Here is a 24096-nt window from a genome sequence, read left to right as displayed (position 1 = left end):
AAAGTCAGCCAGATGGATGCTTGCACGGTATTCCCGAGCAGTCAGTTCGGCACTTCGGAGACGACTATCGCTGCGATCTCTTCGAGACGATCGCAGGGGCGTTCGGTGGTGAATGCGGCGTATGAACTCTTTTGGATATTCACGACGCCATCCGCCGCCGCTACAACGATAGTGCATGTTTCGCTACTGGCATCTTTATAAGTGATGGCTTCGCGTCCGCTCACACTGATTGTTCTTGCTTTATCGCCTTCACGACTCCGGAACTCGCCGAGGGTGATATTGGTCGATGACACGGCCAAGGACCCGACGGGCAGCATCTGGCCCCTAACATTTCCCTTGCGATCGAAAGCGCATCCGATAAAGGAATAGTTGTCGAAAATGAAGTCGTTGCGTTTTCGCGTAGCCGGGTCGTATCCAATCTTTGAAACGGTGTCGTCGCCAATTTTGAAGCATGGATCGAAGAGAACACTGTTGCGGCCGTTATTTACCTGAGGCGGTGCAGGCGGAACAGACACAGATATCTGCACTGAAGATGGCTGAATGCTTGTAGCCTGAACGTCTGGCGTCTGATCTTTCTCACAACCAGCGACACTGAGGGCAACCATCAATCCGAATGCCGCGCCGGTCAGGTGTTTTTTCACTCGGTTCCCGCTTCCTCGCCGGCAAGGAAGCGGAGCGCATCAGCACTCATCTGATCCGCTTCGGAAAGCATATTGCCAGCGCGCAAATAGGCTTCCTGCAATCGCATCACACCTGCGATCAACTGATCGAGGACGATGATGCCGTTGGCAGCCTTGTTCGCGAACCCAGTTTGGAGCTCGACCGAGGATTGGAACCCTCCGAAGCCGGTAGCCTCTTGAGCGCGCTTGAGGCGGCCGCGAATGGTTTGCAGGCCAACGATCATTTGATCGTAGAGCCGTACAGCCTCCCGTACGACGCCTTCGTCGTATCGGATTGTTCCTGCTCGCGCCGCCTCGTTGAATGCGGCGATCTCTGCCTGCCCGTAGTCGATACTCGATTGCGCCACTGGCTCATCCCCCGATCCGACGTCTCATGCGACCGTAGCAGATAGCGCGCCCGGTGTTCGTCGGCTGACGGGTGGCATGGATCGATGTAGTGGGCGGGTCTGCAAGGGGTTTCGGATCGGCCGCGTTGCCGTGCTATTCCACTACGCCGACCGGGATTTCACATCCAAGCGCTGCGGCGAGCAGGTGGTAGTGCGTGGGTGCCCATCTGGTGTGGCAGGACTGGCAACCGCAGCCCGCCGCGGTGATCTGGAGGGCGGATTGGCGCACGATCTCCCCGCTCAGGTCGGGTCGATGCACGGTGGTTTGCCCGCAAGCCGGGCACGCCGCGACCAGCTCCCAGCGTCGTACCGGTTCCAGTAGCGCTTTTCCGGCCATCGCCCAGTGCTCGAGATCGTCGATGCACCAGGCGATGGCTTCGTGGTCCTCGGGTGCCCAGGTGTGGGCGGCGAGGAGATTGAGGCGCCGCACGGTCTCGGGTTGCCCGTCGTTCGGTCCTGGATCGGGCCACCACTGGGCGACGGCGGTGTCGATGGTGGTGAGCCAGTCCAGGCCCTCGACCCAGGCCGGGGGCAAGCTGCGAGGACGTAGTGTTCCGCCCTCGCCTGTGCGGGCGGCGAGTTCGGCGCGGATCTCGTCGTAGACCGATTCGCGGTAGCCGGAACGGGTTTGGCCGTCGTGGTCGGTGTGGGTGTGCAGGCGGTGTCCGATAAGGGCATGTACGGCGTCGTCGAGTTCGCGGGACATGGCGTGTCCGGTGGCGGTCATGGGTGCGTGTCCGTCGAGAGCGGCAGCATGTCTCTACTGTAGCGCGCAACATTAGAGAATCTTTCGGCGTGTCAGCGTATAGGGCACAACTGGATGTGGAGCGCTTCGAGTTGGGCGCGCTGGACGCGGGTGCCGTGGGCGATGAGGTCGGCGAGTAGGCGCACGCCTTGTTCCTCGTTGCAGTGGTAGAACAGTTGCCGCGCTTGGGCGTGGGCCAGGCCGAGGAGTTCTCGGGCGAGCATGGGCACGCTGCGGGTCCGGTCGCGGTAGCGGACGAGTTCGCCGGTGCCGATCCATTCGGCTCCGGCGAGGGTGACGGCCCATCCGGCGATGTTGTGGGCGGTTTCGCCGTCGTGTTCGCTGCGCCAGAGGGTGGCGTTGTGCAGGTGCGGGTGGGTGTGCAGGGCGCGCAGCACCTTGCGGGCGAGCGGTAGGTTCAGTACTGGTGACACCGGTATCTCCTGGGGTGACACGGCGAAACCCGCGTCCGGCCCGTTGGTGTGGCCGGTCGGGTGCGGGCGGTGCGGGGCAGCGGATTGGCTGCGCGCGCCGTTTCGGTGGTCGGTTCTCAGGGGGGCGGGGTCGGCCAGTGAGGCAAGGGGGCCTGATCCCGAACAGGAGATCGTAAACGTGAGATCCGCTATATAGGAAGGGTTCTGGTTAACCCTCGGCTGTGTCATGTGACACGAGAATCGATGCCCTCTACCGTCTTGTTGTGGTGTGGGACACGCTCACGAGTGCGGCTGTCGCGTGTGATTCGCGGGTCAGCAGCATACGTTTGGCTTTCAGGTGTACCGATGTCCACCCGCCCTGGGTGTTTCGCAGTCGCACGATCCCGGTGACCGGTCCCTTGTTGAGGTCGCGTGCGAGTTGGCGGGCGGCGGGGAGGTCGTCGGGATGCAGACCCGGGCCACGGTCGGGGTCGTCGCCGAGTTCCCAGGCGATGCCGGGCATCGGGGGGCCGAGCCAGCGGTGAGGAGTGAGCGTGGCCAGGTCCACTGAAGCGTGGTAGATGCCGGGTTCACACAGTTCGGCGTGCATGACGGCCTGGGCGAAGGTCAACGGTGGTGGCGGGGCGGGGATGTCGCGGCCCTCGCTGATGTCGAGCATCAATCCGTGCACGAACCTGTGGCCGTCGACTCGTGCGCCGCGCGCGGCGAAGTGCATGTCGCGGGGGACGCTGTCGTCGCGCAGGATCTGCCAGGTGGCGTAATGCACTGTGCGCTCGTCGGATTCGGCCGCGAGCGCGAGCGCGGTACCTTCGTCCTCGGCGTGGATCAGCCACCGCATCGCCTGCATGCGGGTGATCTCCGGGCGCCGCGCCTGGGCGGCGACGGCGTGCATGTCGTAGATCTCGTCGGTGAGCAGGACCGTGGTGGCCTCGAGGTTCCAGTCGAAGCACCCCGAGCGCGGGGCAGGTGGTGGTTCCTGGTCGTAGGCGCCGGTCCAGATCCGCACGCCGTGCACCCTCCCGGCCAGGTTGCACACAGGTTCGGCGACGAGGTGTTCATCGCGCTCGCGTGAGCGTTCCTCCCAGCAGTGCCCGCTGGCCCTCACCTGCATGGTCAGCCGACGTGCGACCCGCAGCGCCGGGCCGCGCAGTGCACGTTTGAGCGGCACCAGGTGCGCGGGCCTGCGGCCGATGGCCATCACGGTCGGTTCGGCCTGGATGCATTCGATCAACAACCATTCCCCCCACATACCGACCTACCGTAATCCGAAACGTGAGGTCCGGTACCGAGGTGAATACCGTCCAGTGCCGAACCTCACGCTGACGGGTCGGGTCGGGTCAGTCGGTCACGGTCTGGCCGGTGACGTGGGTGACCATGGTGCGGGGGTCGATGTGCCCGTCGACCTGGTAGCGGCCTCGCATCCGATCGTCGATCTCGATGACGACACCGTGGGGGTCGATCGCGGCCCGGTAGCCTTCGGCGTCGCTGTCGTCGTCCAGGACGGTCAGCATCAGGCTGCCGAGAAGGTAGGTGGCACCTGTCGGGGGTTGCGGGGTACCGGGTGGGTGGTAGCGGAACAACACAGTCAACGGTCCGCTGCCGCTGTCGTCGGGTTGGTGCATGACCACGACGTGATCGGCTCCCCGCCAGGTGGTCCCGAGCCGGAATGCGAAAACCGCGGCCCGGTAGGACAACGGGTCAGGGAACTCGATCGCGCTCGTCACCCCCGATGCCGGAAACAGGTCCGGGTCGGCGGGAGTATCGAGAGGCATTGTCACGAGCTGGATTTCGACGATGTCGAGGGTGAGGTCGAACCCGGCACGGTCCAGGCGCACCTCCAGGGGTTCGATCGGGCCTTCGATAGTGGAGCCTGGGCAGATGATCTCGCTGGTGTCGGTGGCGTAGTCGTAGGCGTCCAGCTCCCGGTCACAGTCGGCGCACCCGCAGTAGTTCTGCCGCAACACGACCAGGTCGCGGCGGATCGGCAGCGCGTGCCAGTCATCGATACAGTTCGGGCACTGTTCCGGCCGCGGAGCCTGCGGTTCCACCGGGGTGTCGGGTTCGGCGGCCAAGGCGTCGATGCGGTCGGTGAGGAGTTGGTCGGGAGTCTTGTTCTCGTGCTTGGTCATCAGCGGATTCCGAGTTCGTCGAGGCGATCCTGCACGGCAGCGGCGGCGGTGTCTGGATCGGTGTGGATGGCGTGCAGGTGGCGGATGCGCCCGGCCTGGTCGCAGTAGGCGATGCGCGCGGACCAGCGTTGCGGTTGCCCGGCATAGGCGGGGAGTTTGTCGACCACGATTTCGGCGGCCGCGGTACCGGGCGCGATCGAGTGGACGGTCACCGGGGATCACCGACGCCGGGGATGCGCAGGTCGGCGTAGGCGACCGCATCACACCAGCAACGGCCCCTGCCCTCTTGGACCTGGACGACGTTGAGCCACAACAGCTCCTGCGCCCACAAGCCCAATCCGACGAAGCACATGACCGTGCTCGCCGCGGACAGGGCATAGGCGTCGTGCTCGGCCAGCGCGTCGGGGTCGGCGCCGAGGTCGAGCAGGGCGCGCCCGAGCAGGCGCGAGCCCCGCCACCGACCTTGGTCGTCACGGATGACGTAGCGATCCCCGTGCGGGTGCTCGCTGCCGGTGGGCGTGGTCCCCTCCGGCGTGGCCGTGGCCAGTGCTCGGACCCGGTTCACCAGGGCGGTGGCGGTAATGACGGTGGCGGTCACAGTCGTCCCCGGCTGATGCGGTCGATGATCTCGGCGAGGTCGTCGAGGGTGTTGGACCACAGGAACAGGGTCGCGGCCTGGTCGGAGGTGAGTCCGAGTCGGCGTTGGGCGTACTCGTCGGCATACAACCGGTGACCGGTGGACAGGTCGACCGCGGTGGTCAGACCCGCACTCAGGGTGATCGGCGGTGAGGTGGTGTGGTCGGTGAGTTCGTTGACGCGCAGGGTCATCGAGTCGTACGCCCAGTCCACCTCGGGGTCGAGTTCCACGACCCATCCGGCGAAGCACATCGCGGTCGCGCATACCGGTGCGCCGTTGTCGGCGTAGACCACATCCTCCACGTCGACTTCGCGGTAATAGGTTTGGTCCCAGGTCAGGCCCGGATGGCGTGGATGGTCGGGTAGGTCGGCGATCGTGGTGAGCACCCGTGTCGCGAACCGCATATCGGGGGCCAGGCGGCGGATCATGACCGCACCCCCGACCGCGACACCGGCTCGGTACCGAGCAGCCGTCCGGCCGAGAGCAACCGCACGGGCCGCTGCGGCAGCCAGGTGGCCTGGCAGCACGGGCAGTAGGCGGTACGCCGGTTGTGGCCCTCGAGCACGGTCAGCCCCGGTTCGAGGACCGAATCGGGGCAGGCCGGGCAGCGGCGCTGCGCCAAGGGCCGCGCGAGGCTGGTGACCAGCCGTGAGGTGTCGGTGTCCGCGAAATCCCCGACAGGTTCGTGGACCTGCGGGCACTGCAATTCCAGGACGATTCTCATTCGTCATCTCCCGTAGAAAGCGATATTCAATTCAAGGGGGCGGTGGGTGCTAGCCACTGAAATCCCCTACACACCAGTCTATTTCAGTTCATGTGCGCTCTCAACACTTCACATTGAGTGCCTCCCAACAACATTCGATTCAGCCTCATCGGTCATAGACGCCTTTGTCGCGACACATCGCGAAATAGCCGCCACTCGGAGTCCACGGGAACCCGGACTTGTCGTGGTACAGCTCGCGCGGGAACAGACGTTCGTCGCGGGCGTAACGCCACTGACGCAGATCGACCACGGACGGATGTTCGTCGTCCTCGTGCCCCTTCGCCGGAACGATGCCGTACCCGAACTCCGGCCACCGCAACAACAACGACGACCCGATCGGGCGCACCGACCGCGATCGCCCGTCTGCCGCATGGGGAATGTGGCCTTCGAGGATGAGGGTGAACCGATACTTCACCCGCAGATGATCGAGAATCCGCACCAACTCCCGTGCACCGTCAGCGGCCTCGGTATCAAGGGCGTTGAGCCGGTACAGCGGCCCCGCCACCACCAGCACCGGCTGATGCGCGGCGATCGCCGCTTCGATCCGGCGCAGTTCGCGCGGGTCTTCGAGGCGGACACCGTCGGGGCGGGCCTCGATGCGCAGTTCGTCGTCCCAGTCCGGGCGCGGATGCCCCAGCCGGTCACAGGTCCTGTTCACCCGGTACACGAGATCGCCGTAGCGACGGCGCAACTGCCCCGGAAGATTCTCCGCGTCGATCACCAACACCCGGTGTGAGAGCGCCCGCGGCGCGCCCGGCCCGATGATCGGGGCGGCGAGGAACGGGTGCAGTCCGGCGGTGACCGCGACCGCGATCTGCGCGAGCAGTGTCGATTTCCCGAGTCCTTCGATGCCGGTGAGGATCATGCGGTCCCCGTACTCGAACAGTTTCGGGATCAACCAGTCGTAGGAATCCGAGCCGGACAGGATCTCCGCGACCGAGGGCGGCAGCGCCGAAACGTCCGGCGCGGCAAGGTCGGACAAATCCAGGTCCAGGGCCTCGCGTGCGCGCGCAAGGACTTCACCAGTGAATTCGAGGTCGCCCGAGCGGTGCAGGCCGTGGAGTTGCTGGATGAGGCGCGTGGCCTCGGTGACGGCGGTGCGGGCGTGCCACAGGGTGATGATCCGGTCGGCGAAGTACGGGACCGAGGCCGGGATGCCCTTGCCGAGTAGTTCCAGGCTCATCCGGCGTAGCCGGTCGGGGTTGCCGCCGAGTGAACCCCGGCGCGCGGCGCGGTCCACGATCACCACCGGATCGGGTATCAGGTCCTCACGTAGCACCTCCACCAGGGACGCGTGCAGTAGCTGGTGTGCGGGCACGTAGAACGCCTGATTCGCGATCCCGGCGACTTGTTGCGCGACGTCGAGGTTGCCTTCGGCGTAGAGCGCCGCGCCCAGGAGCTGCTGTTCGGCCTCGACATCACACATCTCCGGGGTGTCCCAGTCCACCCCGTTGCCGGTCATGCGCTGTCTCCCGACAGCCGTTCACGCAGTTTCGAGGCCGACCACAACCCGACCTCGAGCATGCTGCGCAGTTCCGAGCACAGCACGTCCTGGCTCACCCCGGCCTCGAGCAACGCTTCGAGTTCGGCGCGCATCGCCTCACGCGCCTTGCCGGGAGGTTGTCCGCCGTAGCGGGTGATGTCGTCGATGTGCTCGCGTGCCAGCCGGAACGCGAGCGCGCGCCGCTCACCGACCGTGACCGGGTCCGGCACGGGCAGCGGTCGCTGCGCGGCCGACATCCGCCGCATGAACCCGTTGTCGCCGAAGGGGTCGAACAGCAAGTCCGCCTCCGGGTTCGAGGCCAGATCACCGGTTTCCAGGTACTCGGCGCGAGCATCGATGACCGCTTCAGCGCAGTCGATTTCGTGTTGGGCGCGTTCGCGCCGGAGCTCATCGGCATCGGGTTCGGCGAGCACCGCGACCGCGTTGGGCGCCAACCGAGCCACGACGCGCCGACGCATCGCCGCAGTCGCGGGGACCTCCGGAGCGGAGGCGTTGATCCGGTCGGCGGCGTCGTCGCCGCCGTGACGGGCCCGCGGCGCAACACGAACCGGCGGCGACGGCGGCCGTGGTCGTGGTGGGTCTGGGTGTTTTTCCTCCCGCGCGTCACCTACTGGAGGGGGGATACCAACGTAAGGACCAGGGGTACTTATGACTTGTGACTTATGAGACGCGCGCGCGTCACGCGAGGGAGGCCGCACGGTTTCGCCACCCGACTCGCCAGCGGGTCCGGTAGCCGGGTCGCGGATTTCCGCCTCCTTCGCCGTAGCGTCGTATTCACTGTCTGGGCTGGCCTTTTCCCTTGTTTCGGAGGGGTTTTGGTAGATGGTTTGGTGGTGTCGGTAGTCGTGCATGGTGACGACACCATGCCGAGATGACGCCGCCGTGGTGCTGTCGTCTTGCCGCCGTGTTGGCACCGCCTTGCCACCGTCGTGCCCACGCTGTGCCGAGATACCCGTGCCGTCATCGTCGCGACGTGAGGCCGCCGTCGTGCCGACATGGTGCCGGTGTCCTGTCGGCGTGGTGTCGTCGTGGTGGTGGCAGGATCCGGCCGCGAGGAGCATCTCGCGGACGCGGGTGGTCGCGATCTTGCGGAACGCCGACAACGGTAGGACGCCGTTGGTGCGGTTGCGGTGGCAGTAGATCCACATCTGGATCAGTGCCAGTTTCGCCACCGGCGACAAAGGCCCGGTGCGGTGGTTCTCCAGGAAGTCCACCGCGAGTTTGATGTAGGGACGCGGGTCTCGGCGCCGCCCGTCCTCGCGGGGATAGCGGGACTGGTGCTTGCCGTAGTCGTGCATCACATACCCGTCCTGGCGGCAGGGTGTCGACGAGGTGCAGCCATTGTGTCGGCACGGCGACTGCGGGGTGCAGGTGTAGTGCTGCCAGCATCCGGCCGCGGCGAGTACCTCGCGCAGGCGTTTGTGCACCATGCGGTGGGCGTGGGCGGCGGGAATGATGCCGTTGGTGCGGTTGCGGTGGCAGTAGATCCACAACTCGATCAAGGCGAGCTTGGTCACCGGCGAGAGCGGGCCGGTGCGACGGTTCTCCAGGAAGTCGATGCTCAGCTTGATATAGCTGCGTTGATCCCTGCGAACCTCAGCGGGCACGCACGGGTCGGACACCGGCTCGGTGTCCGACCCGCCACGCGCATCGCCGAGGTCGCGCTCAGGCGACCTGTTCGACATCACGAGACTCCGGTACGCCGTCGTGCCAACGCCGCTCGCGCACCCACGCCGCAGCGGTATCGCTCTCGATGAGGTAGCGGCACTCGTACAGCACCCGCGTCACTCGCCCGGCCTCGTCACGCACCTGCCCGACGGCGTGCCACGGTTGGCCGTCGCCGAACGGGTCACCGGGATCCGAAACAACGACCGGCACAGTGGGATAGGCGGGAGCGGTCTTCGCCCCGGTCACGAGACACGACCTTCATCGACCGGTGTGTAGACCGAGGGCCGATGCTTGCGCCCGGTCTCGGCCTGCGAGGAACGCACACGGCCACGTTTGAGCGCCATCCCGACCAGCCAGGACGCGGCCGTGTCATCGACACCCGATAATTCATCGAGAGTGAACGGGTCACCACGCTCGATCAACGCATCGAGGCGATCGGAAGCGCGTTGCTCGGCCGCGGTCAACACCATGCACCCGTAACGCAGCACCCGCGTCTGCAACGTGGTCAGACTCATCCCGAAGCGTTGTGCGATCGACTCGTGCGACATCTGACCCTCGCGCAGGAACCGGTACTCCTCAATGAAGATGCGGCGGGCGTCCTGCGCTTCGATGCTCCTGGCATGAAGCGAGGAACGCCCGCGCACCGTACTCACGCCGACCTCTGATGTTCGATAGCTTCGAGGTAGGCGTGCCAGTCGCATTCCAGCCACCGCAACGGCCCCGACTCACCGTTGAGCGGAAATCCCTTATCCGCCAACCGGTGCGGTTTGGGCTGGGACCGCCACTGCAACAACAACTGCCGACTCACACGCAACCGCTCCGCGATCTCGTCGGTAGTGAGCAAACCGTGCCCGCACCCCGGCGTGTCACATCGTCTCGCCATTCTGATTCACCCCCTCTCCCCATCGTGATCCCGTGCGCCGCGTTGAGCGGCGAGCTTGGCATCCACGGTCTCCATCGCCTCTTTGATCGCGACCACCAACTCCCGCAGCGTGGTCGGTGTGCCCTCGTGATCGACCGTCGGCGCACCCAGCAGTCGGTAGGAGGCGATCTCGCGATACAGCTCCCGCAGTTCTTCCAGGGACTCGACATCCAGAACGCGTTGGCGGAACTCCGCCACGGTCGGGACCTCTTCGCCGCCGTCGAGCCAATCAGCGATCCGGGTCGCCAGCTCCGCACCCGGTTGCGCGATGACCTGCCCGTTCAGGAAGGGCAGTCGGGTTTTGGAGATGTGAAGATTGTTGGACAGGTCGAGGTCGGCGACGATGTCGAACTCGTACTCGAGGCCGTCGCGCTGCACCGGCTTGGTGCCGACCTTGCGCGGCACCGACCGGCCCTTGTCGTCATCGACGACGAGATATTCGGTCTTGGTGCGCAGTGTGACGATCAGATGCCCGGGGAAGGTGAGCATCGCGTCGATCATGCGCCGCTCGTCGGGGTTGACTTCCTTCCAGCCCGAGAACGAGTTGTTGCCCGCTTTGCGGCGGTCGACCTGCTCGAGCATCCCGTCCTGGCCCATCCAATAATGGCTCCAGGTGTCGATGATGAACACCGAGAACCCTTCTCCGGCAGCAGCTCCCAAGATCTCGACCAGGCTCGTCGGTGAGAACCGGTCCGGGTCCAGGGTGCGCCACTGCCAGCCGTTGGTGCCCTGATACTTGCTCGCGGAGCCGCGTTCGGTGTCGACCATCCCGATCCCGCCGCCCTCGCGCTGGGCCCATTCCCACGCCAGCGACAGGGCGGTGTAGGTCTTGCCCGAACCGGACGGACCAGCCAAAGCGAGGCGGGCAGGGGACTTGCGGCGTACCGCGGGTTTGAACTCGATCACCATCACCACCACCGCCGTGATGTGCGGTCGTTGACGATCCCGGCTGCATATTCGACGGCAGCCGGGTTAGACTTGGGTCGCATGACTACTCCCGTAGATGTGCACAGACCCGGCGGGGTGCTAGCCCGTCGGGTCAACTTATGTCTCCCGTAGGTTCGACTGTGCTGTGGCGGTTACTCCTCCTCGATCCGGAACAGCGATTGTGCGGGGATATCCAGTGCGGCAGCGAGTTTCGCGGCAGTGGCGGGAGTGCAGGTGGTTCGCGCTCCCGAGCGCAGCAGGCCGACTATGCTCTTGCCGCACCCCGCTCGCCCGGCCAGCGTCCGCACCGGAATTCCCTTGGCCGACATCGCATCCCGCAGCACGGTCCGCGATGTCAGTCTCGCTCGATAGCTCATCTGCCCCTCCTGGTTCCTCCCACTCTCAACCTACCAGCAGTAGAGGCCGAGTTCTACAGGTAGTCGCAATCAACGCGAATGATTCAGCTGGCAGACGCACTACTAGACGAACAAATCAGGCGCTTCCCGAATGGTTCCGCATCTACTGTTATGTACATGTAGAAAAATGCCCTACCCTTGTGGACATGCCACGCAAGCGCGCTGTTCCCGAACCGTGGGCCTCGGCGATGGCCGCGGCCAACATCGACAGCCGGAACGAACTCGCCGACCTCGCCGGACTCCACGCCACCACCGTCAGCCGACTCATCGACAATCCCGAACTACTGCCCACCCTCGACACCCTCCGCGCCGTCGCCAAGGCCCTCAAACTCGACGTCCGCGACGTATCCCACTGGGCGGGCCTGGACCTCGACACCGACGAACCCTTCATCCCGACCCCCGACGCGACGATGCTCAGCCGCGAACAACGCAAACTCGTCAACGAACTCATCCGCGCACTCGTGGCCACCAACCGACATCCCCGCCCACCCTTGAAGATCCAAACCACCGGATTCATCGTCTCGACCGACGACTGAGCAGAACACCCGACTCTCGAACAAATACCTCTCTCGACCGTTTGTATCCATGTGAATTAAATGTGTTGCCGCCCCGTAGAATTGGAATGTCAATACCGGCTAGCACCCGGAATACCTTCTACGGGAGTTCAAATGAATACGAAGACGGCCGCCTTCGACGCGGGCGGCGATCACTGATGCCTCGAGCCAGAACGAAACCCGGCACTTGGGGCAAAATCACCCGGAAGCGACTGACACCGAAGGGTGTCAAGCCGGAGAAGTGGGAAGCCAGAGCGCAATACCGCGATCTCGATGGTCGCCTACGTCCTGTCACCGCGACAGGACCGACGGCACCGAAGGCGGAGACCACGCTCAGAGAGAAGCTCGACCAACGCTACAAGACCAGCGACGCCGAAGGTGAACTCACACCGGAGACCACCATCGAGATTCTCGCCAACATGTGGTTGGAAAAGGTCAAGGAATCCAGCCCGTGGTCAACCTATCGGCGATACCGCACAGTCACGCTGGGGCACATCACCAAAGGGCTCGGCGGACTCACCATCAACGAACTCACGGCCGCGAAAATGGAAGTGTTCTTCGACAGAGTCAAACGCGAGATCGGATATCCCACCGCGCAACTGACGCGGGTATGCCTGACCGGGATGTTCGATCTGGCTACACGCCTCGGCGCCGCGCGGTTCGGAAATCTCGTCAAACTCACCTCCACCATCCGCGTCGGCAAGAAGCAGGTCGTGGCACTCAATCCCGAGCAGGTGAAGATCGTGCGCAGGCTGCTACGCGCGGACCGGTTGGCCGGTCGCAACGGCATCGCCGACATCGTCGACGTCATGCTCGGCACCGGCGCCCGCATCGGCGAAGTCGTGGTGCTCCGATGGAAACACCTCGACCTCGATCCGAGAGCGTCGGGGGCCACATTGCTGATCGAGGGCACCGCGGCGTGGGGTGAAGGTAAGCCCGTGTACACCCAGCCTTACCCCAAGGGCGGCCCCCAAGCCCGCCGACGGCTGATGCTGCCCGAATGGCTGGCCACCGTCCTGCGATCACTACGCGCGGTGTCAGATCCAGATCCCGAGGACCTGATCTTTCCGTCACGGGCCGCGACCATCCGTCACCCGAACAACGTCCGCACCCAGATCACCGAGGCACGCAACCGCGTCGGTCTGACCGATCTGCCGATGAACCCCCACACCTACCGCAAGACCGTGGGCACCAAGATCGGCCGCAACGACATCGAGAAGGCAGCCTCGCAGCTGGGTCACGCCAGCAGCGCGACGACCCGGCGGCACTACGTCGAGCCCGCCCACGAAGGCCCCGACGCCCGCGAGTACCTGGAGGACTTCGCCGAGATCTGAGCAATCTTTAGAGTAAATTGAGACCTGGGCCGTTTTCAGGCCCAGGTCTCTACTCGTACCAGCACAGTTGCATAGCATCATGCCTGGTCTGCTAGGCTGACGGTCGCGTCACGACGCACGCCGATGTAGTTCAATGGTAGAACTTCTGCTTCCCAAGCAGACAGCGCGGGTTCGATTCCCGTCATCGGCTCCACGAAACCACTTGGTAGACAAGGGATTTCACCCATCGCACCACAGCGGGCACGGGCACTATACCCTATGCACTCCGGCTGGTGGAGGTTCAGAGCCTAGCCCAGGAGCGTCGTCGCTCCAGGTGGTCGTTCGGCGCGATCCGGCGCTTGGGTTCGAGCTGCATTCCGTCACCGGGCGAACGCGCGGACGGCACGACCGGATGTTCGGGTTCCGTGCTGTGGGCGGTGCGCCGTCCTAGCTCGCAGCGCTGGTTCGATCGCAGTGAGCCCGGTCTCCGGCACGGCGAACCGATACCCGTCGCGGGGCTCGGGTCCTGGTGATGATCGCGAACGTCCGACGATCTCCAGCACCTGGACGTTTCGGCAATCGGAGAGCAACCGACCTGTGGTCGCCGACACGCAACCACGGGCGCCGAGCCGAAGTCCCGGCCGGACCGATTCGCCTACCCGGCAGCACCCAACCTGAGTCCTGAACCTATTCGCCCGAAGGCAGATCGGGACTATCGACGAATAGGGGGCATGGGAGGCAATTCCCGACTCACGGTTCGAAAAATTTCTCGTACCGGAAACCTATCGACATTTCATCCATCCGGTAGAAAGATCAGGTTGGACGGTCAACGTCGCCCGCCCGGGAAAGAATCCACACATCGGTCCGATGATTGGACTCCCAATGATTATCAGGAAACTAGTGGCGACCGCAATGTTCGCCATCGCGTCAATGGGCATAGCAATGGCCACAGCGCACGGTGAGGGCACTCTGACAAACCTCACGATGAACGGAGTGGACGGGCCCATCGCCTACACCACCACCCTGGCCGCAGATCACAGCAGCGCAGTCGTCGATCTGGCCGCCGGCAGATTCGAAGTGACGCCGGCGGCGATCAATGTGATCGCCGACGACGGCGCGATCGTCGGCACGATTCCGACGACACTGCGGATGGAGACCGGCCAGAACTTCAGCGTCACACCGTCGCTCGACCCGTCGGCTAGGACGCTGACGCTGACACCGGCAGCCGGCGTGCCGTCACCCGCCGCGGTCACACCCGAGCTTCAGGGCCTGATGCATGACGCCCTGCTCGGCGGTGCCGTGGTGGGCGCGGCGATCGGTTGCGCGATCGGCATTGCCATCGGAATCTGGTTCTTCGTCGTCGGCGCTGTCTTCGGTTGCGCGGTCGGCGCTGCAGTCGGTGCCTCGATCGGCTTCTTCTTGACGCCGTTCTGATCGATCCGGAAGAACCGAATCAAGGTTAGGGAATACGACCGGGCGGATTACATATATCCGCCCGGTCGCGCACTGTCCGAAATGGTCGTTTGGTTCAGTACATCAGGTCGAGTATTGGAACAGCGCAACGATCGTTGCGCGGCGTGATGTCGACGACGAGGGAAAAGGGTCGGGGATCCGCGAAATGGCTCGAGGTGATGTTCGGCTTCGACTCGGCACCAGCTGAGAAGTCGTCTCTTCGGCGAAGTGACAGCAATCGCTCCAGACCGTAGCCACTCGGCGCTCGAGACGACCCGCCGCACCCGCGGACCAACTCCCGGGTGAAGGCCGAACCACGAGCGACGGCGCGGCAGCGTCAGCTCGTTCGCGGGTTCGCGGGTTCGCGACCGCTCAGGCTCACCGGCCACCTGAACCGTCGCCGGACATACTGCCCACGTGTGGGCGAGCGGCAGGCGAACCGCGATCAAACGTTCAACCGGCGAGCAGGCGACGGAACCTACTGCCGTGGAAGACCAACGGCTCGATATCCGCCCGCGTTGCCAAGCGGTGGATCCGCAGGATGACGACCGTGTGATCACCAGCGGGAACCCGCGCCTCGGGAACGCCTTCGATCCACGCCGAAGCGCCGTCGATGAATACCGCGTCACCGGTGCCGCGGTGGAGTTCCGAATCGCGGAAACGGTCACCGTTGCGCGCCCCGAGCGCCTTGGCGGCAGCCTGCTGATCGGTGCCGAGCAGACTCAGCCCGAGGTGGTCGGCGCGCTCGAGCAGGGGCCAGGTGGCAGAGGAGTTCTGCACGCAGAACGAGACGAGCGGCGGGTCGAGCGAGACCGGGACGAAGGTGCTCACCGCGAGTCCATGTGGGACGCCGTCGACCTCGGCGCAGACGGCGACGACACCACTGGGGAAGTTGGCGAAGGCGCGGCGCAGTCCGTCGCCGTCTGCGGGGAACTCGAAGAGGTCATGCATGATTCGTCGCCTTCTCTGTGCTCGACTGTAGGGGGCTGTTGGTGAGTGCGTCGACAACAGGACGCCAGCGCTCGGCGTAGGCGGCGATCGCGCCGTCTTCGAGGAAGGTGCGATCGGACAGGTAGAGACCGGGCAGCGCGGCGGTCGCCCCGATTTCCACCAGCACCGGCTTGAGCAGCAGGTCCGGTGCTAGCGCGTGGGCGGGGCCGGCGCCGAGCATGAGCGGGACCGCTACTACCCCGGCGAGTCCGGTGCCGCCGTCGAATTGTTCGAGGAACAGTTTCAGCAGACCGGTGTAGGTCGCCTTGAAGGTGGGGCTGGCGAAGACGACGAGTTCGGATTCGGCGACGGTGTGCGCGGCCTCCGCTACGGCGGGATCGCCCCAGGACAGCAGGCCGGAGCCGAGCGTGACGAGATCGATGACGGCGGGTGTGGAATCGGGACGCAGTGCCTGGGCGACCAGCGTCGCCGCGGTGAGCGTGCGCGAGGCGGGTTTGGGGTTTCCGACGACGACCGTCACTGACATATTCGTATCCTTCTCTTGCTCGACGGCTCAGAACACACCGTGCTGCGGCGGCGCGGTGTCGTGCAGCAGGGCGCGGCCGATGTGCTGGTACTTCCAGCGGACGGGATCGTGCAGGGTGTGCGTGCGGGCATTGCGCCAGTAGTGATGCAGATTCAGATCCGCTGCCGCACTGCGGGTTCCGCCCACCTCGAAGAGAGCAGCGGAGACTTCGTTCGCGGCACGGTCGGCGAGGATCTTGGCGGTGGCGACGGCCAGTGACGCGCGTGCGACGGCGTCGCCCGACGCGAGTCCCGCACCACCCGGGTCGACACCGGCATCGACAGCGGCGCCTGCGGCGCCCAGTGTCGCCTCCGCGGCCGAGACACCGACGGCCAATTCCCCGAAACGCTGGATCAGCAGTGGATCGTCCACCGCCCGCTGCACACCCGCCTCGAACCAGGGCCGACTCGACCGGCGCACGAAATCCGTTGCCGCGGTGAGTGCGCCACGCGCGATCCCCGCATCGATCGCCGCGTGCAGGAGTTGCGCGAACGCGCCGTACCCGGTCGGCGCGTGTACTGCCGCCGCCCGCGCCACCAGTTGATCCCGCTCGACCAGCACACCGTCGAACACGATGGTTCCGCTGCCGGTGGTGCGCTGACCGATTCCGTTCCAGTCGTCAACGATCCGCACACCGGGCGTATCGGCGGGCAGGTAGACGACGTATTCGCCGGGCGCGAGGCCGAGTTCCTCGTCCGGATCGTCGAGGCGGGTGAGTACGGCCAGCAGATCAGCGAAAAGTGAACCGGTGCAGTAGTACTTGGTGCCGTCGACCCGGAGACGGCTCCCCGCGGGCCGCACGGTGGTGGCGATATCGGCGACCGTCGCGCCGCCGCGCTCGGATTGCGCGTTGGCGATTCTCGCCCCGTCGAGAACGGCCCCGAAGTAGCGCGCCTGCTGGTCGGGATCGCCCGCCAGCCTCAGCAGATTCAGGTAGACGAAATGGCTGTGCGGAATCTGGGCGATATTCGGATCGGCGGTGGCGATGATCCGCACCACCTCCGCGACCACCGTTGGCGCCAAATCCGCGCCCCCGAAAGCGGCGGGCACCGTGATCGCGAGCAGGCCGCTCGCGGCCAAACGGTCCACCTGCGGATACGGCAACTGCCTTGCGCGGTCCCGCGCGGCGGCCCCCACCGCGAATTCCGCCGCGAGATTTCGCGCGATATCGATCGCCTGAGCTGCCGATTCGATGCGGTCGGCGATGACCGCGGTCATCACTGCACCGCCGCGACGGGCTGCCCGGCAGCCGCCGATTCCCGCACCAGCGACAGCACCTTCTCACCGGGTCCGCCGCTGACAGTGGGGACCCGGTAGGCGAACCGGATCTCTCTGCGATCTGCTCGGTGGTCATAGCTACTCCATAGGTCCGAAGAATCGGCCGGTCTGTACTCCGCTTCAACACCGGGACCGGATCGGCAGGAGGGTTTGAATCCGCGCGATCCGATCATCGACGGATTCGAGCCGAGGAACGGGTGCGGATGACGCGGTAATCCGACCGGCACGCTCGCGAATCGCGGTTCGACGGATAGCCATCCGCGATCGCGGTGCGGGCCTACGATGCACGCATGTCGTTCACCGTTGCCGAACTGTCGGGGGATCGCACCGAACAATACCGCGAGCTGAATGCGCAGGCCACGGAGCTGATCGCCGGGGAATCCGACCGCATCGCGAATGCCGCGAACCTGTCCGCGCTGATCTTCCACGCCCTGCCTCGACTGAACTGGGCGGGGTTCTATTTCTTCGACGGGCGAGAACTCGTGGTCGGGCCGTTCCAGGGCAAACCGGCCTGCGTGCGGATCGCCCTCGGCCGCGGTGTCTGCGGCACCGCGGCGCGGACACAGCAGACGCAGGTGATTCCTGACGTGCACGCCTTCCCCGGCCATATCGCCTGCGACCCGGGTTCCCGTTCGGAAATCGTCGTGCCACTTGTCCGCGATGGCACGCTGATCGGCGTCCTCGATCTCGACAGCCCCGATCCCGGCCGATTCGACGATACGGATCGGCACGGACTCGAGGCCGTCGCGCGCGTATTCCTCGAATCGCTGCCCGACGCCGAATGAGTCGAGCACAACGCGCGGCAGCTCCCTGATCGCGCATCTCGACTCCACCGCCCGCACTCGGTCGCTCGCGCTCCAGCCGAAGGGCGGTTGCGCGTATGCGGGCCTGCGGTCTACAGCCGGTGTCGGATCAGGATTTGCCGACGCATTCGGTGCCGATCTTGGCGGCGGCGGCGCGGGCGCGGTCCGCGTCTTCCTTGCTCATGCCGAGAGTCTCTTGATCGACGGCCTTGTTGTCGTATTCGTCGCTGATCAACGTGCGCAGCCCCGCCTGGGAGATTCCCTCGGCGACGTACAGCTCGGCGGCGCAATCGGCGAGCCCCTTGCTCGGAAGTCCCTTGTCCTGCAACGACCGTGAGATATCCGCCGCCGTCACCGGGGCGGGATCGGCCTCGGTGTCCGAACCGCACGCCGACAGCATCGGCAGCGCGACGATTGCCGCGGTGACCAGGAAGATCCGCACCTGATTCCTCTTTCTCGCTTCGATGACACCCGCCCCGTGGGGCGCCGCAACGATAATGCCGCATCGCGGGGCCGGTGGTCGATCGAGCGAGATTCGTTCGCGCACAGGTCGTTGCGCACGTGGACGCTATCCCGCCAGCGGGCCCAGGAACCGGTCGGCGAAATCTCGCAGCGCGGCCTCGTCGTGCAGGTCGAAATAGCCGTCGGGGGTGAGGACAACCGATTGGGCCAACCGCAGCGCGATCTCGGCGGCGGCGTCGGCGTCGACTGCCATCGTCTGGCCCTCGGCCAGCAGTTCACGGCATTGCGCGGCCAGGAATTCCCGGCAGGCCCGCAGGATCGGCGCACCGTCGGTGGTCAGGTACGGCACGAAGATCTCCGGTTCGCTGGTCAGCAGTCGCCCGACCAGCGCATCGGTCCGCACGATCAGCACACAGCGCACGAAACCCTCGACCAACCGCGCGCGCACGGTCGGCCGGTCGGCGACCGCGGCGGCGGTTTCGGCGAGCAGGCCGAGTGTCCACCGTTGGAAGGTGGCCGCTACCAGGTCGTTCTTGGTGGCGAACCGGCGATAGACGGTCGCGCGATTGACCCCGGCCCTGCGGCGGATATCGTCGACGGACGCGCGCCGCAACCCGAAATCGGTGAATTCGGCCAGCGCCGCGTCGAGAATTCTCTCGGTGATCGGATCCGACGCCGCGCTCGGTAGATCGAGCAGAGTGGCGAGCGAAGGCAATTCGACATCTGCCATGGGTTCATGCTGCCACGCCGGGGCAGGCGCGGACCGTGTCTTCACCCGACAGCGGCACGTTCGCGCGCGATGCCAGCCAATGCTCGCGGCTGGTATCGCAGCCGTTCCGGCAGCAGCGGCCAGGCCTTGCGGATCACCGCGACGCGGAGGCGGAACTGCCTGCGCTGCCGCGGCCCCCAGGGCAGGCCGAGCCGTTCACGCAGCACGGGGGGCATGGTGCCCGCCGCGACCAGCCGATATTGATGCATGAACGCGGTGCCGAACAGCCGCCACACCACATCCGGCACATAGGGCAGGCTCATTTCGTCGGGCCGATCCAGCTGGGAGACGACCCAGGCGGCCGATTCGGTGAGGACCAGCCGGTCGGCGCACATCCGGTCGTAGTAGGCGCGGAAGGCGTACCAATCCTGCGGCATCGGCCGCTCGCTGATGCCGTAGAGCCGATACCACTGTTTACTCTCGCTGTAGAGCTGCTGCTTCTCGGCGTCGCTGAGCCGGTGATCGAAGACATCGGCCATCATGATCGCGGACCAGACGAAGGTGGCGTGCGCCCAGAAATAGGTTTCCGGGTCGAGCGCGTGATAGCGATGCCCGTCGGCGTCGACGCCCTTGATATCGCGGTGGTAGTCGCGCACGGCGGCGGCGGTCGCCACGGCTTCCGGTCCGTCGTAGACGGTCCCGGCGATCTGCGGAATCGATCGGAAGATGCGCTCCCACGGCTCGTTGAAGAAATCCGAGTGCTGAGTGACGCCCGCACCGAGCGCGGGCAACATGAGCTGCATGATCCCCGCGGCGGGCGCCATCAACATGACTCGCCAGTCGCCGAAGTATTTCCACAGCAGGGAATCCGGCCCCAACATCTCGGTCTCGGCATCCATGTCGATCGACATCGTCGTCATCGCACTCTCGCTCACTCGGTAGATATAAAGCGACAATATGGCACTCTTTGTCGCTTTGCAATGGTCTCGGCATCGACGGCAACCCGCGCTGCTACTGTTGGCGCTGCGCCAATGAAACAGAGTTGGGATGACTGGATGAGGACGTTGAACCACCACCGGGTCGGCCGGGGTGAACCGCTGGTGCTGGTGCACGGCATCGGCAGCCGCTGGCAGGTGTGGGAACCGATCATCGACACCCTCGCCCGAACCTTCGACGTGATCGCGGTCGACCTGCCGGGATTCGCCGGGTCCGCACCGCTGGAACACACCACCGTCGCGACACTCACCGACGCGCTCGCGGAATTCCTTGCGGCACAGGGCATCGAACGTCCGCACCTGGCGGGCAATTCGATGGGCGGGCTCATCTCGCTCGAACTCGGAGCACGCGGACTCGCGCGCTCGGTCACCGCGTATTCGCCGATCGGGTTCTGGGACAAGGCCGGTCGCATCTGGTGCCAACAGTCGCTGGGAATATCACGCGGACTGATCAGGCCGTTGCGACCGGTGCTGCCGAGCATTCTCGGCACCGCGGCGGGACGAACGGCCTTCCTCTACCTCGTCTTCGGGAAGCCGTGGGCGGTGGACGCGCCGATCGCCATCGACACCGCGAACGGAGCGGGCGACGCACCGGCCTTCGCGGACGCGCTCGCCTCCTTCGATACCGCGCGACTGGGCGAAATCGGCGCACTGGCCGACATTCCCGTCACCGTCGCCTGGGGTAACCGCGACATCCTGCTCACCTACGCCACCCAGAGTCGTCGCGCCAGGACGGCGCTGCCCAACGCCAGACATGTCACCCTGCACGGCTGCGGACATACGCCGTTCTACGACGATCCGGCCGCGTGCGCGAAAGTACTGCTCGACACCGCGGGCACTGCCTGATCAGGCGGCGGCGCTCACCCGCGATCGGTGAGCGTCGCCGGATCCGCCGTGCCGAGCAGGATGCGCACCGCATTACCCCAGCGCTGCTGGATGATTCGGTTCCGATCGAGATCCCCGGTGAGCAGCACGCGCAGCGCGAGGCCGGTCATGATCTCGATGGTGAATTCGGTAATGGTCGGCACCCGAGGATCGTCGGGGAACTCCGCGCGGAAGATATCGCGAATACTGGTGTGCATCAGATCGAACAGCCGATGTTCCAGGGGCAGGAAGGCCGCGAGCAGTTCCGGATCGGTCCGCGCACCCACCCACATCTCCAGCGCCGCCCAGAAGGACGGCCCGTTGAGCATCCGCATGGTCAACTCGACGGCTTTCTCCAGCCGATCCGCGCCGTCGGGAATGGCCTCGAATTCCCTTGTGAGCTGGTCGAATCGCTGCGCGGCCACATATTCGACCGCCCCGGCGAGCAGCGCGGCCTTGGTCGGGAAATGGTGTTGCAGGGTGCCGCGCGCCACCCCGGCCCGCTTCTGCACCGCCAGCGTGGTCGTGCCCGCGTAGCCGACCTCGACCAGACTCGCCACCGCCGCGTCCAGGAGCCGCGTCCGCATGCGCGCGCTGCGCTGCGCCTGCGTCTCCCGGACGCGTTCGGTCATCGAATCAGCGTCCTTGCCACTGGGGTTCGCGCTTCTGCGCGAAAGCGAGCGCACCCTCGGCGGCGTCCTTGGAGAACAGCACCGGCAGCGCGATCTCCCCCTGTTTCGCGAAACCCTCCGCCACCGACCAATCCGGGGACTCGTCGATGATCCGCTTGCTGGCCGTCACCGAAAGCGGTGCCGCAGCGACGATTTCGGCGGCGAGTTCCAGCGCCACGTCGAGCGCGCCGCCCGGCTCGGTGACCCGGTTGACCAGTCCGAGGTCGTAGAGGCGCGTGGCGCTGATGCGTCCGCCGGTCAAAGCCAATTCCGCGGCGATCGGACGCGGCAGCCGCTGGGTCAGGCGAAGCACACCGCCGCCCGCGGCGACGAGTCCGCGTTTCACCTCGGGGATGCCGAACTGCGCGTCATTCGCCGCGACGATCAGATCGCCGGACAGCGCGAGTTCGAATCCGCCCGCGAGCGCGAAACCCTCCACCGCCGAGATCATCGGCTTGACCGGCGGTCGCGCGGCGATACCGAGCGGACCGCGCTCGGTGATGGGCATCTCGCCCTTCGACGCGGCGACGAGATCCATTCCGGCACTGAAGGTTCCACCGGCGCCGGTGAGGACGAGCACCCGCGCGGAATCATCGGATTCGAAATCGTCCACCGCGGCGTGGATGGCCTGCGCGGTCGCCAGATCGATGGCGTTGCGGGCCTCGGGACGGTTCACGGTCAGCACAGTGATCGCATCGCGCCGTTCGACCAGAATCGGGTCGGTCATGGGTGTCCTCTCTCAGAGCAGGGTGATTTTATCGGCATCCGTGATCTCGACGGACGCGCCGAGCGGATCACCGTCGGTGAACGCCGCGATGGTGTCGGCGTCGCAGGCCCTGACCAGCGTACGGGCGCCGTCCGGAGTCAGAGCGCTGATCACAACGGCCTCCGGCTCATCGCCGTCACGAGTCTTGCGATAGGGGACGGTATAGGCCTCGACTGTCGCCGACCCGGTGTAGCCGGGCGCGATCTCGCGGCGGGCGGCGACGGGTTCGGCCTCCACCGCGCGGAACAGGCGACGCGGCGGGCGGGTCGAGAAGACTCCGACACCGTGCTTGGTGATGTACCAGCCGAGCGCGGTGGTGAGGCCGTAGCTTTCGGGGTCGGCGCGCAACACCTGCGCCATCGTCGCGATCGAGTGCAGGGTGTAGTTGTTCCCCGGACCGCCGGCGAAGGTGAGACCGCCCGTCACCGAAAGCGGCCTGGACGGATCATCGATCGGCAGCCCGAATGCCTGCGCCGCGACCTGCACCGCGACCGGGAAGCACGAGTACAGGTCCAGATGCGCGACGTCATCGATGCCGACACCCGCGGCGGCGAGCGCGGAACGCCCTGCCGCGGCGATGGCGGGTGAGGCGCCCATATCGGCGCGCTCGGTGACGAACCACTCTTCGGTGGCGCTCGCCCCGCCGTGCGGGAAGACCCAGCGGTCCCGCGGCACCCCGGCCGCGTCGGCTGCCGCGGCGCTGCACACGATCAGCCCCGCGCCCTGATCCACCGTGAGATTGGCGACGAGCAATTTGGTATAGGGGCTCGACACCAAGCGGTTGGCCGGCGTCGGCGTCACCAGATCCGCGACCGACTGCGCGACCGGCATCCAGGCGTGCGGGTTGCCCACCGCTATCTCGGACAGCCGCGACCACAGCCCGCCGATCCGCTCGAGATGTTCGGCCTTGTTCAGTCCGAGCCGGGCGCGCAGCGCGGTTTCCATCAGGGCGTAGAAGTACACCGGCCCCCACAGACCCGCCGCGTTCTCCATATCCGAGTTGGGACCGCGGTCCGATCCGATGATCTGGGTCGGCAGCACGGTCTCGGCCTGGTCCGGCCAGTCGACCGCGATACCGCCTCGGCTCGCGGCATTGCCCGAGGCGACGGCCTCGGCACCGGTGAGCAGTGCGATCTCGGCCCGCCCCTCAGCGATGTCCTGCGCGAGCAGATTGAGCAGTCGCTGCGGCGCGTCACCGCCGAAGCGCACCGATTGCAGCGTCCGCTTCGGGCTCGCGCCCAGCTCGGCCGCCACCAGCGCGCCGAGATCCGTATACGGCCTGCTCACGGGGGCGACGGACGCGATCACGTCGGCATCGCGCAGCAGGCGATCCCCAGCGCCGCTGTCCGCGCCGGCGCGGCGCAGCGATTCGGCGGCGAGTTCGACCGGCCCCGGCAGGCCCGGCTCGCCCCCACGGTGCACCACCTGGCCTACACCGACGAGCACTGGCGTCCGCGGATCCATTCCGGCTGGCAGCATCATTCCTCCGCTCCATCTCACTT

The 24096-nt window shown here is 66.0% G+C and carries 31 protein-coding genes and 1 tRNA gene; 6 read left to right on the top strand and 26 right to left on the bottom strand.

What is annotated here, in order from left to right; all coding sequences use genetic code 11:
• Window positions 1–41 precede the first annotated feature (41 nt).
• The 17 genes from ABZS43_RS22375 to ABZS43_RS22295 form a co-directional block, all read right to left on the bottom strand.
• Window positions 42–641 (bottom strand): DUF3558 domain-containing protein, encoded by a 600-nt coding sequence (locus ABZS43_RS22375; protein WP_355037859.1) that lies wholly within the window; start codon window positions 639–641, stop codon window positions 42–44.
• Entirely contained in the window at window positions 638–1027 is a 390-nt protein-coding gene (locus ABZS43_RS22370) for a hypothetical protein (protein ID WP_355037858.1), read from the bottom strand. The genes ABZS43_RS22375 and ABZS43_RS22370 overlap by 4 nt, the downstream gene beginning before the upstream one ends.
• 133 nt (window positions 1028–1160) lie before the next feature.
• Window positions 1161–1793, bottom strand: coding sequence for a hypothetical protein (locus ABZS43_RS22365; protein ID WP_355037857.1), 633 nt, complete (start codon window positions 1791–1793; stop codon window positions 1161–1163).
• Between the two features lie 71 nt (window positions 1794–1864).
• Entirely contained in the window at window positions 1865–2245 is a 381-nt protein-coding gene (locus tag ABZS43_RS22360) for a hypothetical protein (RefSeq protein WP_355037856.1), read from the bottom strand.
• Window positions 2246–2495: 250 nt separating this feature from the next.
• The gene (locus tag ABZS43_RS22355) at window positions 2496–3476 is read right to left on the bottom strand and encodes a GAF domain-containing protein (RefSeq protein ID WP_355037855.1); all 981 of its coding nucleotides are present in this window, start codon (window positions 3474–3476) and stop codon (window positions 2496–2498) included.
• A gap of 106 nt (window positions 3477–3582) precedes the next feature.
• On the bottom strand, window positions 3583–4374 hold the full coding sequence (locus tag ABZS43_RS22350; protein WP_355037854.1) for a hypothetical protein: 792 nt from the start codon (window positions 4372–4374) through the stop codon (window positions 3583–3585).
• Complete coding sequence (locus ABZS43_RS22345) at window positions 4374–4586, bottom strand: hypothetical protein (protein ID WP_355037853.1); 213 nt, start codon at window positions 4584–4586, stop codon at window positions 4374–4376. Before ABZS43_RS22345 ends, ABZS43_RS22350 begins: the two co-directional genes overlap by 1 nt.
• Window positions 4583–4972, bottom strand: coding sequence for a hypothetical protein (locus tag ABZS43_RS22340; RefSeq protein WP_355037852.1), 390 nt, complete (start codon window positions 4970–4972; stop codon window positions 4583–4585). The genes ABZS43_RS22345 and ABZS43_RS22340 overlap by 4 nt, the downstream gene beginning before the upstream one ends.
• Complete coding sequence (locus ABZS43_RS22335) at window positions 4969–5439, bottom strand: hypothetical protein (protein WP_355037851.1); 471 nt, start codon at window positions 5437–5439, stop codon at window positions 4969–4971. The genes ABZS43_RS22340 and ABZS43_RS22335 overlap by 4 nt, the downstream gene beginning before the upstream one ends.
• Window positions 5436–5735, bottom strand: a complete 300-nt coding sequence (locus ABZS43_RS22330) for a hypothetical protein (protein ID WP_355037850.1) — start codon at window positions 5733–5735, stop codon at window positions 5436–5438. Before ABZS43_RS22330 ends, ABZS43_RS22335 begins: the two co-directional genes overlap by 4 nt.
• A 145-nt stretch (window positions 5736–5880) precedes the next feature.
• A complete protein-coding gene (locus ABZS43_RS22325) occupies window positions 5881–7236 on the bottom strand; it encodes an AAA family ATPase (RefSeq protein WP_355037849.1) in 1356 nt (451 codons plus the stop codon).
• Window positions 7233–8963: a hypothetical protein gene (locus tag ABZS43_RS22320; protein ID WP_355037848.1), complete on the bottom strand. Its 1731-nt coding sequence runs from the start codon at window positions 8961–8963 to the stop codon at window positions 7233–7235. The genes ABZS43_RS22325 and ABZS43_RS22320 overlap by 4 nt, the downstream gene beginning before the upstream one ends.
• Window positions 8944–9192 carry a hypothetical protein gene (locus ABZS43_RS22315; protein ID WP_355037847.1) on the bottom strand — a complete coding sequence of 83 codons (249 nt, stop codon included), beginning with the start codon at window positions 9190–9192 and terminating at the stop codon, window positions 8944–8946. The genes ABZS43_RS22320 and ABZS43_RS22315 overlap by 20 nt, the downstream gene beginning before the upstream one ends.
• On the bottom strand, window positions 9189–9599 hold the full coding sequence (locus ABZS43_RS22310) for a hypothetical protein (protein WP_355037846.1): 411 nt from the start codon (window positions 9597–9599) through the stop codon (window positions 9189–9191). Before ABZS43_RS22310 ends, ABZS43_RS22315 begins: the two co-directional genes overlap by 4 nt.
• The gene (locus ABZS43_RS22305; RefSeq protein ID WP_355037845.1) at window positions 9596–9754 is read right to left on the bottom strand and encodes a hypothetical protein; all 159 of its coding nucleotides are present in this window, start codon (window positions 9752–9754) and stop codon (window positions 9596–9598) included. The genes ABZS43_RS22310 and ABZS43_RS22305 overlap by 4 nt, the downstream gene beginning before the upstream one ends.
• A gap of 81 nt (window positions 9755–9835) precedes the next feature.
• Window positions 9836–10777, bottom strand: coding sequence for an ATP-binding protein (locus ABZS43_RS22300; protein WP_355037844.1), 942 nt, complete (start codon window positions 10775–10777; stop codon window positions 9836–9838).
• Between the two features lie 170 nt (window positions 10778–10947).
• Window positions 10948–11172, bottom strand: a complete 225-nt coding sequence (locus ABZS43_RS22295) for a hypothetical protein (protein ID WP_355037843.1) — start codon at window positions 11170–11172, stop codon at window positions 10948–10950.
• 185 nt (window positions 11173–11357) lie between these two features.
• Between ABZS43_RS22295 and ABZS43_RS22290 the strand changes: the two genes are divergently transcribed.
• From ABZS43_RS22290 to ABZS43_RS22275, 4 genes are all read left to right on the top strand, one after another.
• Window positions 11358–11747: a helix-turn-helix transcriptional regulator gene (locus ABZS43_RS22290; protein WP_355037842.1), complete on the top strand. Its 390-nt coding sequence runs from the start codon at window positions 11358–11360 to the stop codon at window positions 11745–11747.
• Between the two features lie 176 nt (window positions 11748–11923).
• Complete coding sequence (locus ABZS43_RS22285) at window positions 11924–13099, top strand: tyrosine-type recombinase/integrase (protein WP_355037841.1); 1176 nt, start codon at window positions 11924–11926, stop codon at window positions 13097–13099.
• A gap of 119 nt (window positions 13100–13218) precedes the next feature.
• A tRNA-Gly gene (locus ABZS43_RS22280) sits at window positions 13219–13292 on the top strand.
• 770 nt (window positions 13293–14062) lie between these two features.
• On the top strand, window positions 14063–14512 hold the full coding sequence (locus tag ABZS43_RS22275) for a hypothetical protein (RefSeq protein ID WP_355037878.1): 450 nt from the start codon (window positions 14063–14065) through the stop codon (window positions 14510–14512).
• Between the two features lie 471 nt (window positions 14513–14983).
• Here ABZS43_RS22275 and ABZS43_RS22270 read toward each other — a convergent pair whose 3' ends face one another.
• Genes ABZS43_RS22270 through ABZS43_RS22260 form a run of 3 tightly spaced genes read right to left on the bottom strand, consistent with a single transcriptional unit; the run spans window position 14984 to window position 17264 of the window.
• On the bottom strand, window positions 14984–15481 hold the full coding sequence (locus ABZS43_RS22270; protein ID WP_355037840.1) for a flavin reductase family protein: 498 nt from the start codon (window positions 15479–15481) through the stop codon (window positions 14984–14986).
• A complete protein-coding gene (locus ABZS43_RS22265) occupies window positions 15474–16007 on the bottom strand; it encodes an NAD(P)H-dependent oxidoreductase (protein WP_355037839.1) in 534 nt (177 codons plus the stop codon). The genes ABZS43_RS22270 and ABZS43_RS22265 overlap by 8 nt, the downstream gene beginning before the upstream one ends.
• Before the next feature lie 27 nt (window positions 16008–16034).
• On the bottom strand, window positions 16035–17264 hold the full coding sequence (locus ABZS43_RS22260; RefSeq protein WP_355037838.1) for an SfnB family sulfur acquisition oxidoreductase: 1230 nt from the start codon (window positions 17262–17264) through the stop codon (window positions 16035–16037).
• Between the two features lie 350 nt (window positions 17265–17614).
• Between ABZS43_RS22260 and ABZS43_RS22255 the strand changes: the two genes are divergently transcribed.
• Window positions 17615–18109 (top strand): GAF domain-containing protein, encoded by a 495-nt coding sequence (locus ABZS43_RS22255; RefSeq protein ID WP_355037837.1) that lies wholly within the window; start codon window positions 17615–17617, stop codon window positions 18107–18109.
• Between the two features lie 127 nt (window positions 18110–18236).
• On the opposite strand, the gene ABZS43_RS22250 is transcribed toward ABZS43_RS22255, so the two are convergent.
• The 3 genes from ABZS43_RS22250 to ABZS43_RS22240 form a co-directional block, all read right to left on the bottom strand.
• Entirely contained in the window at window positions 18237–18569 is a 333-nt protein-coding gene (locus ABZS43_RS22250) for a hypothetical protein (RefSeq protein WP_355037836.1), read from the bottom strand.
• 126 nt (window positions 18570–18695) lie between these two features.
• Entirely contained in the window at window positions 18696–19319 is a 624-nt protein-coding gene (locus tag ABZS43_RS22245; RefSeq protein ID WP_355037835.1) for a TetR family transcriptional regulator, read from the bottom strand.
• Window positions 19320–19360: 41 nt separating this feature from the next.
• Complete coding sequence (locus ABZS43_RS22240; RefSeq protein WP_355037834.1) at window positions 19361–20218, bottom strand: oxygenase MpaB family protein; 858 nt, start codon at window positions 20216–20218, stop codon at window positions 19361–19363.
• Between the two features lie 135 nt (window positions 20219–20353).
• On the opposite strand from ABZS43_RS22240, the gene ABZS43_RS22235 reads away from it, so the two are divergent.
• Window positions 20354–21139, top strand: a complete 786-nt coding sequence (locus ABZS43_RS22235) for an alpha/beta fold hydrolase (protein WP_355037833.1) — start codon at window positions 20354–20356, stop codon at window positions 21137–21139.
• Between the two features lie 14 nt (window positions 21140–21153).
• Here the strand turns inward: ABZS43_RS22235 and ABZS43_RS22230 are convergent, their stop codons facing one another.
• Genes ABZS43_RS22230 through ABZS43_RS22220 form a run of 3 tightly spaced genes read right to left on the bottom strand, consistent with a single transcriptional unit; the run spans window position 21154 to window position 24076 of the window.
• Entirely contained in the window at window positions 21154–21789 is a 636-nt protein-coding gene (locus ABZS43_RS22230; RefSeq protein WP_355037832.1) for a TetR/AcrR family transcriptional regulator, read from the bottom strand.
• Window positions 21790–21793: 4 nt separating this feature from the next.
• Entirely contained in the window at window positions 21794–22555 is a 762-nt protein-coding gene (locus tag ABZS43_RS22225; protein WP_355037831.1) for a crotonase/enoyl-CoA hydratase family protein, read from the bottom strand.
• Window positions 22556–22567: 12 nt separating this feature from the next.
• On the bottom strand, window positions 22568–24076 hold the full coding sequence (locus tag ABZS43_RS22220) for an acetyl-CoA acetyltransferase (protein ID WP_355037830.1): 1509 nt from the start codon (window positions 24074–24076) through the stop codon (window positions 22568–22570).
• Window positions 24077–24096 lie beyond the last annotated feature (20 nt).

It is taken from the genome of Nocardia sp. NPDC005366 (assembly GCF_040606855.1).
Lineage (GTDB): Bacteria > Actinomycetota > Actinomycetes > Mycobacteriales > Mycobacteriaceae > Nocardia.
The sequence above is the reverse complement of the archived record's forward strand: the minus strand, read 5'-3'. Positions and strand labels throughout refer to the sequence as shown.

Bases quoted from the DNA above. Each gene is read 5' to 3' on its own strand.
- ABZS43_RS22365 (WP_355037857.1), bottom strand. From the start codon at position 1,793: ATGACCGCCACCGGACACGCCATGTCCCGCGAACTCGACGACGCCGTA.
- ABZS43_RS22350 (WP_355037854.1), bottom strand. From the start codon at position 4,374: ATGACCAAGCACGAGAACAAGACTCCCGACCAACTCCTCACCGACCGC.
- ABZS43_RS22335 (WP_355037851.1), bottom strand. From the start codon at position 5,439: ATGATCCGCCGCCTGGCCCCCGATATGCGGTTCGCGACACGGGTGCTC.
- ABZS43_RS22330 (WP_355037850.1), bottom strand. From the start codon at position 5,735: ATGAGAATCGTCCTGGAATTGCAGTGCCCGCAGGTCCACGAACCTGTC.
- ABZS43_RS22325 (WP_355037849.1), bottom strand. From the start codon at position 7,236: ATGACCGGCAACGGGGTGGACTGGGACACCCCGGAGATGTGTGATGTC.
- ABZS43_RS22320 (WP_355037848.1), bottom strand. From the start codon at position 8,963: ATGTCGAACAGGTCGCCTGAGCGCGACCTCGGCGATGCGCGTGGCGGG.
- ABZS43_RS22300 (WP_355037844.1), bottom strand. From the start codon at position 10,777: ATGGTGATCGAGTTCAAACCCGCGGTACGCCGCAAGTCCCCTGCCCGC.
- ABZS43_RS22295 (WP_355037843.1), bottom strand. From the start codon at position 11,172: ATGAGCTATCGAGCGAGACTGACATCGCGGACCGTGCTGCGGGATGCG.
- ABZS43_RS22290 (WP_355037842.1), top strand. From the start codon at position 11,358: ATGCCACGCAAGCGCGCTGTTCCCGAACCGTGGGCCTCGGCGATGGCC.
- ABZS43_RS22285 (WP_355037841.1), top strand. From the start codon at position 11,924: ATGCCTCGAGCCAGAACGAAACCCGGCACTTGGGGCAAAATCACCCGG.
- ABZS43_RS22275 (WP_355037878.1), top strand. From the start codon at position 14,063: ATGAACGGAGTGGACGGGCCCATCGCCTACACCACCACCCTGGCCGCA.
- ABZS43_RS22270 (WP_355037840.1), bottom strand. From the start codon at position 15,481: ATGCATGACCTCTTCGAGTTCCCCGCAGACGGCGACGGACTGCGCCGC.
- ABZS43_RS22265 (WP_355037839.1), bottom strand. From the start codon at position 16,007: ATGTCAGTGACGGTCGTCGTCGGAAACCCCAAACCCGCCTCGCGCACG.
- ABZS43_RS22260 (WP_355037838.1), bottom strand. From the start codon at position 17,264: ATGACCGCGGTCATCGCCGACCGCATCGAATCGGCAGCTCAGGCGATC.
- ABZS43_RS22255 (WP_355037837.1), top strand. From the start codon at position 17,615: ATGTCGTTCACCGTTGCCGAACTGTCGGGGGATCGCACCGAACAATAC.
- ABZS43_RS22245 (WP_355037835.1), bottom strand. From the start codon at position 19,319: ATGGCAGATGTCGAATTGCCTTCGCTCGCCACTCTGCTCGATCTACCG.
- ABZS43_RS22240 (WP_355037834.1), bottom strand. From the start codon at position 20,218: ATGACGACGATGTCGATCGACATGGATGCCGAGACCGAGATGTTGGGG.
- ABZS43_RS22235 (WP_355037833.1), top strand. From the start codon at position 20,354: ATGAGGACGTTGAACCACCACCGGGTCGGCCGGGGTGAACCGCTGGTG.
- ABZS43_RS22230 (WP_355037832.1), bottom strand. From the start codon at position 21,789: ATGACCGAACGCGTCCGGGAGACGCAGGCGCAGCGCAGCGCGCGCATG.
- ABZS43_RS22225 (WP_355037831.1), bottom strand. From the start codon at position 22,555: ATGACCGACCCGATTCTGGTCGAACGGCGCGATGCGATCACTGTGCTG.
- ABZS43_RS22220 (WP_355037830.1), bottom strand. From the start codon at position 24,076: ATGATGCTGCCAGCCGGAATGGATCCGCGGACGCCAGTGCTCGTCGGT.